At 49.1% G+C, this 14,269-nt stretch carries 11 protein-coding genes; all 11 read left to right on the top strand.

Annotated features, from left to right (window positions below):
• The first annotated feature begins 311 nt into the window (after positions 1-311).
• The 11 genes from ACFQ03_RS07635 to ACFQ03_RS07585 all read left to right on the top strand — a co-directional run bounded on the left by ACFQ03_RS07635 (position 312) and on the right by ACFQ03_RS07585 (position 14,186).
• Positions 312-2,168, top strand: coding sequence for a cache domain-containing sensor histidine kinase (locus ACFQ03_RS07635; RefSeq protein WP_144932738.1), 1,857 nt, complete (start codon positions 312-314; stop codon positions 2,166-2,168).
• A gap of 3 nt (positions 2,169-2,171) precedes the next feature.
• Complete coding sequence (locus ACFQ03_RS07630) at positions 2,172-3,803, top strand: response regulator (RefSeq protein WP_379287226.1); 1,632 nt, start codon at positions 2,172-2,174, stop codon at positions 3,801-3,803.
• A gap of 106 nt (positions 3,804-3,909) precedes the next feature.
• Entirely contained in the window at positions 3,910-5,280 is a 1,371-nt protein-coding gene (locus tag ACFQ03_RS07625; protein WP_379287225.1) for an ABC transporter substrate-binding protein, read from the top strand.
• Positions 5,281-5,378: 98 nt separating this feature from the next.
• On the top strand, positions 5,379-6,290 hold the full coding sequence (locus tag ACFQ03_RS07620; protein ID WP_144932744.1) for a carbohydrate ABC transporter permease: 912 nt from the start codon (positions 5,379-5,381) through the stop codon (positions 6,288-6,290).
• Positions 6,291-6,303: 13 nt separating this feature from the next.
• Positions 6,304-7,179, top strand: coding sequence for a carbohydrate ABC transporter permease (locus tag ACFQ03_RS07615; protein WP_144932746.1), 876 nt, complete (start codon positions 6,304-6,306; stop codon positions 7,177-7,179).
• Between the two features lie 672 nt (positions 7,180-7,851).
• Positions 7,852-8,949 (top strand): glycoside hydrolase family 88 protein, encoded by a 1,098-nt coding sequence (locus ACFQ03_RS07610; protein WP_379287223.1) that lies wholly within the window; start codon positions 7,852-7,854, stop codon positions 8,947-8,949.
• 231 nt (positions 8,950-9,180) lie between these two features.
• Positions 9,181-9,780, top strand: a complete 600-nt coding sequence (locus ACFQ03_RS07605) for an HD domain-containing protein (protein ID WP_144932750.1) — start codon at positions 9,181-9,183, stop codon at positions 9,778-9,780.
• 341 nt (positions 9,781-10,121) lie between these two features.
• The gene (gene wrbA / locus ACFQ03_RS07600; RefSeq protein ID WP_144932752.1) at positions 10,122-10,733 is read left to right on the top strand and encodes an NAD(P)H:quinone oxidoreductase; all 612 of its coding nucleotides are present in this window, start codon (positions 10,122-10,124) and stop codon (positions 10,731-10,733) included.
• 307 nt (positions 10,734-11,040) lie between these two features.
• Complete coding sequence (gene fabI, locus ACFQ03_RS07595) at positions 11,041-11,814, top strand: enoyl-ACP reductase FabI (protein ID WP_144932754.1); 774 nt, start codon at positions 11,041-11,043, stop codon at positions 11,812-11,814.
• A gap of 439 nt (positions 11,815-12,253) precedes the next feature.
• Complete coding sequence (locus ACFQ03_RS07590) at positions 12,254-12,832, top strand: hypothetical protein (RefSeq protein ID WP_186328157.1); 579 nt, start codon at positions 12,254-12,256, stop codon at positions 12,830-12,832.
• A 289-nt stretch (positions 12,833-13,121) separates the two neighbouring features.
• Positions 13,122-14,186, top strand: coding sequence for an acyl-CoA dehydrogenase (locus ACFQ03_RS07585; protein ID WP_379287220.1), 1,065 nt, complete (start codon positions 13,122-13,124; stop codon positions 14,184-14,186).
• Positions 14,187-14,269: the final 83 nt, after the last annotated feature.

Genomic DNA, 14,269 nt, shown 5'->3' with positions numbered 1-14,269 from the left:
AGAAAAGACATGCACTTACGCATGTCTTTCGTCCATATGTTAACGGCGCCCAGATATTGGGTAATACGCGGCCAAGGGGCAGGATAGCTTGAACCTGGCTCGAGGTTCCGCAGCATCACCGAACGTCATGCGGATAAACGGGAATTGGGAAGCCGCAGCTTGGCGCGAATTGGTGCAGAGCGGACGATCATTTGCTAGACTTCCGGGCTGGACGGTTTAAAAGGCCTCCGCCAGAGGGACGATAAATAAGAGGATAGCCCCAGGCCATTAGAGAAGCAGCTGCTGTGAAGCTAACCGGGAGGAAATGCGACATGAGAAAGATCATCGAGAGGCTGAAGAGGCGGTTTCGGAACGCAAGATTGGAGAGCAAAGTCTTTATTATGACCTCCATCGTCATTGTGCTGGCGGTTCCGCTGACCGGTATGTTCTCTTACTCCCAGGCGGCCCGTATCCTCGAACGGTACGCGTATAACGCGGCGGATCAGACCGTCAGCCAGCTCAGCGGATACATGAACAATGAGCTGAAGAATATAAGCGATAAGCTCTATTGGATGAATGCGAGCGATGAGATGAAGACGGCGCTTTACTGGGCGGACGGCAAGCTGGATGTGAACGGCTGGGTTGTATTCAACGAAATGTTCGCGCTGTTCTCACAGACCCGTCTGGCCTCGCCGACTATCCGTTCCATTTACATGTACACGCCCAAAGGCGAATTCTATGAAGGACTTCCCTATGAGAGGAAGGCCGCTTCCTTCAAGGATACGCCCTATTACAAGGCGATACGTAACGAAAGCACCAATCAGTGGGTCTATGCCGAGGAAGATCCTCTGTTCGCCGGACGTGGGGAAGTGATCTCGCTCGTCACCCGGCCTGTGCTGGATATCAGCTATCTGGAGCAGGACAATTATTTGGTCATCACGCTCTCCGCCAACCGGTTTATGGCCAATTTAAGAAATATTAATCTAGTTCCGGAAGGCTTCTCACTGATCATGGACGAGACAGGCAAGCCTATTCTGATGTCATCGCCCGAGCTCGCCGAACCTTTCCTGGAAAGTATTCAAGCCGAGGAATTCCAGCTTAATCCCGGATCTTTCGAATGGAAGGTGGGACGCCAAGAATTTCTCGTTAGTCATCAGCCGGTTCCTTTCGCCGGATGGAACGCCGTGCTCGTACAGCCGAAGGATGAGCTGCTTAAGGAGATTAACTACATTAAATACTTTACCTTCATGCTGACCGGTATTCTGCTAATTCTATCGTTCGTCTTCATCCGTTGGATCGCCCGCTGGGTGATGAATCCGCTGAGAAAGCTGCAGAGGCTTATGAATCGGGCCAAGGATGGAAATCTGAACGTTCGTTTTGAATCCGAGTACGAGGACGAGATCGGTCAGCTCGGCAACCGGTTCGATGATATGATCCGGCAAATTCAGCAGCTGCTTAAACAGGTGGTAGAGGAAAGCCAGGCGAAGCGGCAGGCGGAAATGAGGGCTCTGCAAGCACAAATTAATCCTCACTTCCTGTACAACACCTTGGATGAAATCTATTGGAAAACATTGGACGCCCCGGATTCCTCCGCGAGTGAGATTATCCTGTCGTTATCGCGATTCTTCCGCCTCAGTCTGAATCAAGGGGAGGAAATGACGACCGTAGCGAAGGAGATGGAGCATGTGGAGCAGTATCTAAAGCTCGTCAACGTCCAATACCGGCGGCAATTTTCATATGTGATACAGACGGACGACAGGACGAAGCCGTTCCGCATGCCGAAAATTATTCTGCAGCCGCTAGTAGAGAACAGCGTGCTCCATGCCTTCAACGCAAATGACTATAACGATTACCGCATTACCGTCTCCAGCGAGTGGATTGAACCCCGTCGGGTAAGGCTGCGGGTAGAGGACAACGGCAGCGGAATAAAGCCCGAATGGGTTACGCGATTTAACGAGCCATTATCTGGGAAAAATCAGGCTTTCCCCGAGACGCCCTCCGCTGCAAACGGCGAAGTTACTCCGGCAGGTGAGGACAAGGAGCCGCCCCGTCAGGGCTATGCGATAGCCAATGTTCGGGAGAGGCTGTGGTATGCATTCGGGGAACGGGCTTCCTTCCGGGTCGAAAGCACTCTGGGAGAAGGAACGGTTATCGAAATCACGATGGAAGCCACGGAAATGGAGACGTAGAAGATGAAAGTTCTCTTGGTAGATGATAAGGAAAGTGTCGTTCAGGGGATTCGCAAGCATGTTCCGTGGGAGCGTCTGGAGGTATCCGAGGTGGAGACCGCAATGGACGGCAGGGAAGCCTGGGCCAAGCAGCAGTCGTTCCAGGCCGATCTGATCATTACCGATATCCGGATGCCCAATATGGACGGTATTGAATTGATGGAGAGGCTGAAGAATGCCGATAAGCCAATTCGTTATATTGTCCTGAGCGGCTATGAAGAATTTGATTATGCCAAACAGGCACTTGCGCTGGGCGCTTCCGATTATGTTCTCAAACCGGTCAATATTGAGGAGCTGACCGGGATTATCGGCAAAGTGCTGCAGGATTTACGGAGACAGCAAGCCCAGGCAGAGCAGAGAATCATTTTCCAGCAAAAAATTAAACGAAGCCTTCCCGCCTTAAGACAGCAATATTTGAATGAAATGATTCATTTCCAACATGACCGGCCGGTTCGCTTCAAGGATAAATGGGAATTCGCGGAAATACCGCTTGAGCCTCACTCGATCGGATTTCTGTGCTTCTCCATAGACGATTTTGCGGAAATTACCCATACCTCCATCGAGGAGGTAGAGTTGTCGCGGTTTATCGTCGAGAACATCGTTGAGGATTGCGTGAAGGAATGGGGGCAGGGAATTGCCTTCTTTCCCGAATGGGACCGATTGGTGCTGTTGGTAAACTATGATTCCATTCTTCTGGAGAAACAGGTTAAGGAGCAGCTTGTCGGCCTGGCCGAGAAATGCCGCCAAGCGGTCGAGCAGAATTCGAAGCTTACGGTTACCGTCGGCGTCAGCTCCTTATGCCGGGAATTGAACCAACTGCCGGAAGCCTTCCGGCAAGCCATGGAGGCGATCGATCATGTCTACTTCTTCGACCGCAATCTGGTCATCCATTATGAAGATCTGATGCACTACCGAACGAACCATACCGACTACCCTTCCTCACGGGAGAAGGAGATCATAGCGATTGTACGGCGGGGGCAAACTGATCAGGTGGAGCACGCGGTCCAGCAATTTATCCGTGAGCTGAAGCCCGAGGAAGGAACGCCTCAGCAATTCCGGTTTGCCTGCTTCCAGCTCGTGACCGCGCTTAGCCGGAACTTGGCCGAGCTCGGGCTGCAGGAAGAGGAACCCGCCGCAGCGTTGAAGCTAAAGTACGAGGCTTGCGAGTCAGCCAATCTGAACGAATTACGCGAACGGATTGTGGAGTGGGTCGCACAGTCGTCACAGCTGGTTAACCAATCGATTCAATCCGGGTCCAAGCATCTCGTGGACCAGGCGAAGGAGTTCATCCAGAGAAATATTCTTCAACCGCTCTCTCTATCTTCTGTAGCGGACTATGTGAAAGTCAGCCCTACTTATTTGAGCGGCTTGTTCAAGAAGGAAACCTCGTCCACCTTCACGGAATATGTGACCGACACGAAAATAGAGAAGGCCAAAGATTGGCTGAAGAATACGGCTATGCCAATCTATGAAATCTCTGAACGGCTGGGCTACTATGACCGCAAATATTTCCGCGAAATTTTCAAGAAAAAAGCGGGAATGACGCCTTCCGAATATAGAGAGTCTGAAACGGGACAGTCTTGGGGGGAAGGTTAAAAATATCCCCCCTCAGGCTGAAAATTGCCTCCCTAACGTGTAACCGAAACAAAATTTATACTGGACATATAGAGGTTCAATGTTAGCCATCAAGGAGGTAAAAGCCATGAATAAGCAGGGGGTTATTAAGCTGACATCCGCCGTTCTGCTGGCTGCGCTAGTGACAACGGCTTGCGGTCAGTCGAAGGATCCGGATAATAACGCTTCGGGGGGAGGTTCCGAGAAGGTTAAACTGACTTTCTGGACCAATGCCCGCCATGACGCGGACCTGATTCAAGACAAAATCAAGCATTTTAACGAAACAAATGACAGCAATATTGAAATCGATTTCCAGATTATGACCGAAAACTATGAGCAGGCTCTGCAAACGGCGATTCAGTCGGACGAGGCTCCGGATATTTTCAATGCGAAAATGAAGCTGAAGTTTGAAGATTTGGTCAAGATGAATGCGATTCAGCCTTTGGACGAGTTCTTGACTCCGGAGATGAAAAGCCGTTTCGGCGAAGAGAATTTACAGATTGACCGGGTCAATTATTTGGACGGTAAAATCTACAGCCTGCCTAACTATGGTTCAACCTTCCGTTTGATCTATAACAAAGACTTGTTTGCCAAAGCCGGTCTGACGGAGCCTCCCAAGTCCTTGGATGAGCTGGTCGATTATGCCAAGAAGATTACGGAAGCCGGCAAGGATGAAGGGGCTTACGGATTCGGAATTAATATGAAAAATCCGGCGGCCGCCTTCGAAAGAAGCTTGATCCCGCTCATGCGGATCAACGGTGACGACTATTATGACTGGAAAACCGGCAAATACGATTTTGCCAAAGTAAAACCATATGTGGAAGCGTTTAAGAAAATGGCAGATAACCAAAGCATTCTTCCGGGATTCGAGTCGCTGGACATCGACCCGCTGCGCAATCAGTTTGCTTCCGGTAAAATCGGCATGTACTTCTCACTTTCTGCTGAGCCTGGAGTGTATGATTCCCAATTCCCGACCGAAGTGGACTGGGACGTAGCTCAGGTGCCGACGATTGACGGCAACGAGCCTAAGGGAGCCAACTATATTAATGGCGGCGGCAACTGGCTGTATATGTCCGCTAAGACAAAGCACAAAGAAGCCGCTTGGAAATTCATGGAATATATGTACAGTGACGATGTATTGGTGCCGTATTATGAGCAGGGTAAGGGAATCAGCGTCGTTCCGAGCGTTCTGGAAAAGGCGAAGGAGCCCACGTTGAAGAACTTCAATGGATTTGCCCCGAAAGACGATGCGATCTGGCCGGCTTATGTTACTCATAAAGTGGAAGGGAAGGCATGGCAGAATGTCATTGCGGAATCGATTCTGAACGTCATTCCCTTGGATAAAGCCATTGAAGATTTAACGAAGCAATATAATACGGACCTGGACAACGAGGAGAAGAATGGGAAAGTCAAGAGAGTCATTATTCCGGATTTCGACCCAAGAAGCTCGATTAAGTAAACGGTCCTGCAGCACTTAAGAGAAAGCCGCTCTCCCGATCTATATCATCACTGAGAGCGGCTTTCGCTATGATTCGAACCCGGGGAGGGACGCGAGCGATGAGCGCAATACGCAAGAAATGGAAGGAATACTCCGGACCATATTTAATGATTTTGCCCTGTGTGGTTTTGCTTGCCCTGTTTTCCATTTATCCGCTGGCTTGGGCATTCAAATATATGTTCTACGATTTTGACGGATTTACCGAGGCGACCTTCATCGGCTTCGATAACTTCGTCCGATTGTTTACGCGGGACGCCCAATTTTGGAACTCGGTATGGAATACACTTGTTTATGCAGGCGGCAAGCTGATTGTCACCTTGCCGTTATCCCTGATTCTTGCCGTTATCCTGAATCAGAAAATATTTGCCCGGAACTCTCTGAGGGCGATCTTCTTCATGCCGACTATCATTAGTGCGGCGGTTATATCCCTTGTTTTCTATTTGATGTTCAACTCTTATAACGGAATTATCAACAACACATTGATTTCGCTCGGAATCATTCAGCAGCCGATCGAATGGCTCGGAGTTAAATATTCCATGCTGACGGCCATTATTGTGGCGATTTGGGGGGCAGTCGGAAATTACATGGTTCTGTTCCTGGCCGGGCTGCAGGGAATTCCGAAGGATCTGTATGAAAGCGCCTCTTTGGATGGCGCTACGAAAATTCAACAATTTTTCAAAATCACTATTCCGATGCTCGGTCCGGTCATGCAAATTATAGTCATGTTGGCCATCGTCAATACTCTGAAAGGGTACGAAAGCATTATGGTTCTGACAGCCGGAGGCCCGGCGAGCAAAACAGAAGTGATGTACCTGTACATCTATAAACTGTTCTTCCCGGTATCGGAAGGAGAGCCTGTCGTACAGCAGTACGGATATGGCGCGGCCGCCGGTTTTGTCGCGGCCATGATTGTCGGAGCCATTACCTGTCTTTATTTGTACCTGTCGCGCAAATCTAATAATGAGTATTAAAGGCGGTGATTATATGACTGCAAGAACGGAACGTCTGCCTTCTTCTTTCTCGGTGGGAAAGCTGGTTTCCCGAATAGTGATCTGGGCACTGTTGCTAGTTATGGTTTTGTTTACGCTGTATCCGGTGCTGTTTTCTTTCTTCGGTTCGTTCAAGACGAATTTCGAGCTATTGGGCAGCACTAATATCTTTGCCAAGGAGTGGCACTGGGAGAATTACCTGGAGGCCTGGAACCGGGGGAATTTCGCCCGTTATACCTGGAACAGCATCTTTATTTCGGTGCTCTCCACCGCATTGACCATCCTGGTTTGCTCCATGGGCGCATATGCATTAGGACGCCGGCAATTTCCGGGACGCGGGGCCATTATGGCCATCCTGGCGGCTACCATGTTTATTTCCATTGGTGCCATTACTTTCCGCCCTCTCTATGATATGATGAGAGAGGTGGCGCTTCACAAATCTTTGTGGAGTATCATTCTAATCTTCGTAGGGACTCACTTGCCCTTTAATATTTTCTTGTTGGAGAGGTTTGTCAAATCGATTCCGAGAGAATTGGACGAAGCGGCCACCATTGACGGCTGCGGGTTTTTCGGAATCTATTGGAGGGTCATTCTGCCCCTGCTGCTTCCAGGGCTGGGCGTAGTCGGATTGTTCGCGTTTCGGGATTCCTGGAACCAATATGTGCTTCCGCTGATCTTTACGATGAACACTCCGGATCTGAGACCGCTGACAGTCGGAGTCATCTCTCTGAAATATTCGTCTAACGCAGCGGCCGAATGGCATTTGATGCTGGCGGGATCCATGATTTCAATTATCCCTATCCTTATCGTTTACTTCATGACCAATAAATCGTTCATTGAAGGATTGGCCAGCGGATCGGTCAAAGGATAATAACTCAGCTTTCTCAGCTTGAAATTGCCAAGTAACCCTTGACTTCATTAGGCCATTTGTCCGGCTTACTGCTGAACCGAATCAGTGATTCGGTCTCGCCGATTCAATTGCAGCAGGACGACAGCCGGTTTGAGACGATCCGATTTTCCACGTATGAAATAGAACCGATAGAACCGTTTACTTGGTTATGTCTCGATAATTTTCACTCTTCTGACGGTGCCGCTTGACGGTACCGGTGACGCTTTTCCGACTTGGGCGTTTTAACTTGAAAATCTGTCTATTTTCATTTTCTGCTGGTGCCGTGCAAGCAGTCTACTCGCAGAATGGCGCGTCTAACTGGATTTCATACAGTTAGTTTGCTCTTCCGGAGCCAAAAGACGGAAGCTAAGTGGAAAAACTACAGCTAGTTTGTACAAAAAGGCGATTTCAGCAAAACGCCTTCATTCTAAATGTAGTTTTTCCATTTGCTTTAATCACTTTCCACCATTCGCTTGAATTTACCTACATAAAATACAGTTAGACGGTGGAGGACACCACAAGCAATGTTTTTCTATTTGTGTACCGCTTAATCCAAACTTATATTCCGCCAGTCAAATCAAACCTTTAAAATGGATTTTCGCTCTGTGAAAGTTGAGTTAATCACATAAACTATTTATTGAGGAGGTTGTGTGCATGGACTATAACGCGTTGTGGACAAAATTGGAAGTGAAAGTAGACCGAATGATTGCTCAAATCGGGGACAAATCGCCTCACGTAGCGGCAGAGGGCCGCTACGACGACATGCGCCATGATTGGTGGACGTCCGGATTCTGGCCGGGGCTGCTCTGGATAATGTACGACATGACCGGCAAGGAGCATTACCGGGAAGCGGCATGGCCATGGGATGAGCGGATCGAGCAATGCATGGTAAGGGAGTCCAATCTGCATCATGACGTAGGGTTCCAGTTCTTGCCCACAGCTGTCGCGAAATTCAAGCTGACCGGCGATACGGATGGCCGCAGGAGAGGGCTGCAGGCGGCAAATTTCCTGGCCGGAAGATTTAATCTGGCCGGCCAGTTCTTGCGGGCCTGGAATCAGGATAAAACCGGCTGGTCGATTATCGATTCCTGCATGAATCTGTCCATTCTGTTCTGGGCCTCCCGGGAAATTGCCGATCCGAGATTCGAACAGATTGCCTGCGCCCATGCGGATACGGTGCTGAAGCATTTTATGAGAGAGGACGGATCTGTCTATCATATCGTCAGCTTTGACCCTGCAAACGGGGATTTTATAGAAGGTCTTGGCGGACAAGGCTATGCCCCGCAATCCGCTTGGAGCCGGGGGCAGGCCTGGGCGCTGTACGGCTTGGCCAATTGTTACCGTTATACGGGGCATAAACGCTATCTGAACGGGGCCAAACGGGTTGCCCATTATTTCCTGGCTTCGCTGGAGGAAGATTATGTCCCGCTGTGGGATTTCCGGGTCGATCAGCCGGAAGGGGAGCCGCGGGATACATCGGCGGCCTCCTGCGCGGCTTCGGGGCTGCTGGAAATCGCCAGCCACCTGCCGGAGACAGAGGCCAGGTTGTACAAAGAAGCAGCCGAGCGGATCATCCGGTCGTTAACCGAAAATTACGCTTCCTTCGACGACGAAGCGTTCGACCCGATCCTGCGCGAAGGAACCGGCCATCGTCCGGCGAATCAGAATGTAAACGTCGGCTTAATCTATGGGGACTATTTCTATGTGGAAACGCTGGCCAAGCTGAGAGGCTGGCGGCAGCATATTTTCTAATAAGAGAGCAGCTCTTTATGGGCTGCTTTTTTTGCATTTTTCGCAGGAAACTCTCAGCAAATAAATAAACTTATGCTGTTTTTTAAGATTTTTAACAGGGATAGGCTTGACCCGCCTAGAAATAAGATATAGCCGGCTTACGGCGGGATGCAGAGCAGACAGTAGAAAATATCTATGCAGTTGTCCGGCATGGCTGCGGATTGATAAAATGATACCAAAAGGGGGCTCTTTATGAATAGCGACAGGCTGCTCAAGCAAATTGAATTTATCGTCGAAATCGACAAATTAAAAAATGTATACCGGAAGTCCGTTCTGATGGACAAAAGCCGGTTAGAGAATGATGCGGAGCATACTTGGCATCTTTCGGTCATGGCCATTCTTCTGTTAGAGCATGCTAATGAGCCGGACCTGGATCTATTACGTGTGCTCAAAATGCTGCTGATTCACGATTTGGTTGAAATTGACGCGGGGGACACCTTCGCCTATGACGAAAAAGGTCACGAAGATAAATACGAGAGAGAGCTGTCCGCCGCCCGCAGATTGTTCGGCTTATTACCGGAGGATCAGAGGGACGAGTTCTTCGCTCTATGGCGTGAATTTGAAGACCGGCAAAGCCCCGAATCCCAATATGCCGCTGCCTTGGACCGGCTGCAGCCTATGCTTCATAATTACTATACACAGGGATATTCGTGGCAGAAGCACGGAATCACCAGCGATAAAGTGCTGAATTATAACCGGCATATGCAGCAAGGTTCGGAGGAGCTATGGTCATTCGCGCAACAATTGATTCATTCCGCGGTAGCCAAAGGCTATTTGAAGGAAAAAGAATAAGAAGACCCGGTGCCTGACGGTGCCGGGTTTTTGCATGAATACGGAAGGAAGAGGCTGTTTAATTATTGGCAAGTTGGCTGAACTGGACCGAATAATATTTATCCTTTTATGAAAGGCTAAACATAAGCTTTATTCAGCTCCTTTATTGAACAATATCGAAGAATAGTTGACAAAAGGTGAATGGGCATTTATAATAATCTCGAATTCAAGATATATGAATTGAAGCTTCATGAATTAAAGGTATCATGCTTATTGATTGCCTGATGCAATTGCAAAGCGCCTGTATTCTGCAGCCTTTGCTTGCGAAGATACAAAAACATTTATTAAAGGAGAGATACACAATGTCCAATGTTAAATTAGCTATTATTTATTACAGCTCCACGGGCTCCAACTACAAGATGGCCCGGATGGCGGAAGCAGGGGCGAAAGAAGCGGGCGCGGAGGTTCGGGTGCTGAAGGTTCAAGAGTTGGCTCCGGAAAGTGCCATAGCTTCTAATCCGGCATGGAAAGCGCATGTGGATGCAACCCGAGACGTACCGACGGTATCCTTGGAGGATTTGGAATGGGCAGATGCGATTATTTTCAGCGTGCCGACCCGATTCGGGAACATGGCCGCTCAGATGAAGCAGTTTATCGATCAGACCGGCGGGCTCTGGTTCCATGGCAAGCTGGCCAATAAAGTCGTTAGCGCGATGTCTTCTGCGCAGAATTCGCATGGCGGTCAGGAAGCCACCATTCTTTCCCTCTATACCAGCATGTACCACTGGGGAGCTATCGTAGCTGCACCCGGCTATACGGATCCGGTCATTTTCGCATCCGGAGGCAATCCGTACGGAACGAGCGTAACGATAGATCAGAATGGCAACTTCGTCGAGAACGTGGAAGAAGCTATTAAGCATCAGGCGAAGAGAACCGTTCAGGTAGCCTCCTGGGTTAAGCAAGGTCTGCAATAAGATTTAGCCACATGTAAGAAAGAAGCGGGGAACCGCTTCTTTTTTTTGATTATAACGGAAATATTGGCAGATAAGACCTGGCGAATAAATAATAACCGGATGTCAGCATAACCAGGATGAAGTATAATGAGAGGAGTTGATAAAAAGGAGTCTGGGATGATTAACTTGCAAACGCGATCAGACCGTGCCGTCCGATACCGGCTAAAGGCCGGAGCTGAACCCGGCTCGAGAGGAATTTGCAGATAAAATATTGGCTATCCATACATCGTCATAAATCATACTTCCAATAGGATTAAGGAGGAACGTAATGAAACTGCTGGACGGAAAAAATATCGTTATTATGGGTGTCGCCAACGAAAGAAGTCTTGCCTGGGGGATTGCCAAATCGCTGCGGGATGCCGGGGCCAATCTGATTTTTACCAACCGGAAGGAAAGGTCCTATAAGAGGCTGGTTCAATTGTTGGAGAACGAAGGTATTTCACCTCTGGCAACGGTCACTTGCGATGCAGGCGATGATGACAGCCTTAGGCAGGCCTTCCAGGAAATCAGGCGCGAAGCCGGAATCATCCATGGGCTCGTTCATTCCATTGCTTATGCGGATAAAGAAGAATTGCAGGGAGATTATATCGATACTTCCCGCGAGGGCTATTTGCTGGCGCAAAACTCTAGCGCGTATTCGTTAGTTGCGGTTGCGCGCGAAGCCAGACCTCTAATGACGGAAGGCGGCAGTATTGTGACACAGAGCTATATCGGAGCGGAACGGGTCGTTCCAAATTACAACGTGATGGGTGTGGCCAAGGCGGCTTTGGAAGCTAGCGTCCGCTATTTGGCGGAGGACTTGGGCAAATACGGAATCCGCGTGAATGCCGTATCTTCGGGTCCCATCCGCACTTTGGCGGCCAAAGGGGTATCCGGTTTTAACGAAATAATGAAAACAATAGAAGCTAGAGCGCCGCTCCGCAGAAATATTGACCAACAGGAGGTCGGGGATGCCACGATGTTCTTGTTAAGCCACCTGTCCAGAGGAATAACCGGCGAAGTGATTCATGTCGATGCGGGTTATCATATCCTTGGAGTATAAGACCGTCTTGACGCAGGGAAATTGGCAGGCCAGGGTTGTTAATTTGCGAGAAACTCACCCTTCATATATTGTTTCCATCAACAAGGAAGATAGGTAAATTGGTAGGAATCTGATGAAATGAAACTTTACTTGCGGTAAAATCGTTATATCATTGTAGGGTTTTTCTATCGAATACAGACGATCATGAATATAAGCAGAATCCGTGCGAAATATTTTGAACTTGGTAAAGGCTGTTCACGTGCACGTTTCGCATGGTTTTGGTTTGCCCAATACCCGACCAAAGTCCAGATCAGATATCGGACGCTAGTCCGTTCTGCAACTCATGGTTAAGGACTACAATAAAAGTAACATTATAAAAATGATTCGAACCGGACGGAAAGGGTCTGACCGCAAGCCCTCTCCATACCTATATTGATTATGAAGATACGGGTGAGAAATTATGATAGAAGAGAAACAGGTGTATCTCCTTCTCTCGGATACGGGAACGTTATTTACACGGCTGATTAGGCTCTATACCGGAGCCCCTTATAATCATGCCTCCATTGCTTTTGACCGGGAGCTTAACGAAGTCTACAGCTTTGGACGCAAGCGTCCGAGGAATCCTTTCATCGGGGGATTTATTAAGGAAAATATAAACTCCCCGTTATTTCGCAATGCGACATGTGCCATCTATTGCATCAAAGTGGAGAAGTCGGTTTATGAGCGCATGCGCCGTAAAATCCGGGACATCGAACAGAATAAATGCCAATACCGGTATAATCTGCTCGGCCTGTTCGGCATTCTTTTCAAAAGAAAAATACCGCGCAAGAACGCTTATTTTTGCTCGCAGTTTGTTGCCTGGATATTTCAACAGCACGGTGTAGCGCTTGTCGATAAATGCCCGTCGATGACCACTCCATGCGACTTGGAGAAGTCGGAGCTGGTGCATCTGATCTATGCGGGCGAACTATGCCATTACCGTCCGGGCATTCATACGGATACCTCCTTAGGACGTTCCAATACGGTTCTTCCGGCGTAATTAGAACGGTGCGGCTAAACTTGCAGGGAGGAACACCCTATGCTTTCGGACACAATCCTAAAGAAGAATAGAATGATTATCTTCACCGCTATTGCGGCGGGCCTGGGGTGTTAAGCATATGCTGACACCCGTCTTTTATTTGGACGGGCCATTGCAGCAAGTAAGAGTATTTATGGTTAGTCTTGGGACGATTGTATTTCTGCCAAGATGATTCGTGTATAATAGAGCTGTTAAGGTTCGGATGTCCATTTCGCAATATTCCATATCCAAATAAGGGGATTTGCCTTCCATGTTAAATAAAGAACAAATTTCTCAAATTAGAGAACAATCTATCGGATGGGATAGGTTCATGGCCATCCCGCCCGAAATGCTAGAAATAATCTACGAGCTTCGGTTGTTTAAATTGTTCGTTCCGGATGAGCTCGGGGGAAGGATGACCCCTCTGCCGAAGGCGCTTCAATGGTTCGAACAGTGCTCCTGGGCGGACGGGAGTTTCGGCTGGCTGGTTACGATTGGGGCCGGCGGAGGATTTTTTGTCCCGTATATGGACGCATCGACGGCACGCAGACTGTTCTCCGGCCGGGAAGCGGTGGTAGCCGGAAGCGGCTATCCTTCCGGAACCGCCCGGAGGGTAGAAGGCGGGTATGAGGTGAGCGGCCGTTGGCAATATTGCAGCGGTTCCACCCATGCCACCCTGTTCACGGCTAATGCTTATATTACCGACGAGTCGGATTCTTCCGGACAGAAGATGCGTTCCTTTATTTTCCGTCCTGAGCAGGTGGACATTGTAAGAGATTGGACGGCTTTCGGATTGCGGGCAACCGAGAGTCATACCATTACGGTAGACCGGGTGTTTGTTCCCGAGGAAATGACTTTCGATTTGGCCGGGAAGCCGATTCATTATAACGATCCTATCTATAGCTATCCTTTTCTCCCGTTTGCCCAATCTTCGTTCGCGGCCGTAGCCCTTGGCATTGCGAAGCATTTAGTGGAAGAGGCCAGACGGGTGACGGATCACAACCGGGAAGCCTGGGGGGCGACCGGCCGATATTTCTCGGTCCGCAACAAGATCAAGCAGACGGAAGACCGATGGCAAAGAGCGGCGGATGCATTCTACGGCTGCATACAGCAATCCTGGAATAGACATGTGGAAGGCCTTCCTCATACCGAAGAGCAGCAGCAGGAAGTAAGCCGGGTGTGCAAAACGACCGCAAGCATGGCATTAGCGTGCGGACAGGCCCTATTTCCCTATATGGGGATTCGCTCCGTTATGGAGGATGCACCCATCAATCGAATCTGGAGAGATTTGCAAACCGCTTGCCAGCATTCGCTGCTCGTTTCATTTGATGATTAGATGAAATAGAGGGCTCTACTCCACGGCGGGTTTGTGTAATGCCGCGAAGAAGAGATATACTTAAAGTGAACCAATTATGGGGC

The organism is Paenibacillus residui, from assembly GCF_042677205.1.
In the GTDB taxonomy this organism is placed as follows: Bacteria; Bacillota; Bacilli; order Paenibacillales; family NBRC-103111; genus Paenibacillus_L; species Paenibacillus_L residui.
The sequence above is the reverse complement of the archived record's forward strand: the minus strand, read 5'-3'. Positions and strand labels throughout refer to the sequence as shown.

Bases quoted from the DNA above. Each gene is read 5' to 3' on its own strand.
- ACFQ03_RS07590 (WP_186328157.1), top strand. From the start codon at position 12,254: ATGATAGAAGAGAAACAGGTGTATCTCCTTCTCTCGGATACGGGAACG.
- wrbA (WP_144932752.1), top strand. From the start codon at position 10,122: ATGTCCAATGTTAAATTAGCTATTATTTATTACAGCTCCACGGGCTCC.
- ACFQ03_RS07615 (WP_144932746.1), top strand. From the start codon at position 6,304: ATGACTGCAAGAACGGAACGTCTGCCTTCTTCTTTCTCGGTGGGAAAG.
- ACFQ03_RS07625 (WP_379287225.1), top strand. From the start codon at position 3,910: ATGAATAAGCAGGGGGTTATTAAGCTGACATCCGCCGTTCTGCTGGCT.
- ACFQ03_RS07635 (WP_144932738.1), top strand. From the start codon at position 312: ATGAGAAAGATCATCGAGAGGCTGAAGAGGCGGTTTCGGAACGCAAGA.
- ACFQ03_RS07610 (WP_379287223.1), top strand. From the start codon at position 7,852: ATGGACTATAACGCGTTGTGGACAAAATTGGAAGTGAAAGTAGACCGA.
- ACFQ03_RS07605 (WP_144932750.1), top strand. From the start codon at position 9,181: ATGAATAGCGACAGGCTGCTCAAGCAAATTGAATTTATCGTCGAAATC.
- fabI (WP_144932754.1), top strand. From the start codon at position 11,041: ATGAAACTGCTGGACGGAAAAAATATCGTTATTATGGGTGTCGCCAAC.
- ACFQ03_RS07620 (WP_144932744.1), top strand. From the start codon at position 5,379: ATGAGCGCAATACGCAAGAAATGGAAGGAATACTCCGGACCATATTTA.
- ACFQ03_RS07630 (WP_379287226.1), top strand. From the start codon at position 2,172: ATGAAAGTTCTCTTGGTAGATGATAAGGAAAGTGTCGTTCAGGGGATT.
- ACFQ03_RS07585 (WP_379287220.1), top strand. From the start codon at position 13,122: ATGTTAAATAAAGAACAAATTTCTCAAATTAGAGAACAATCTATCGGA.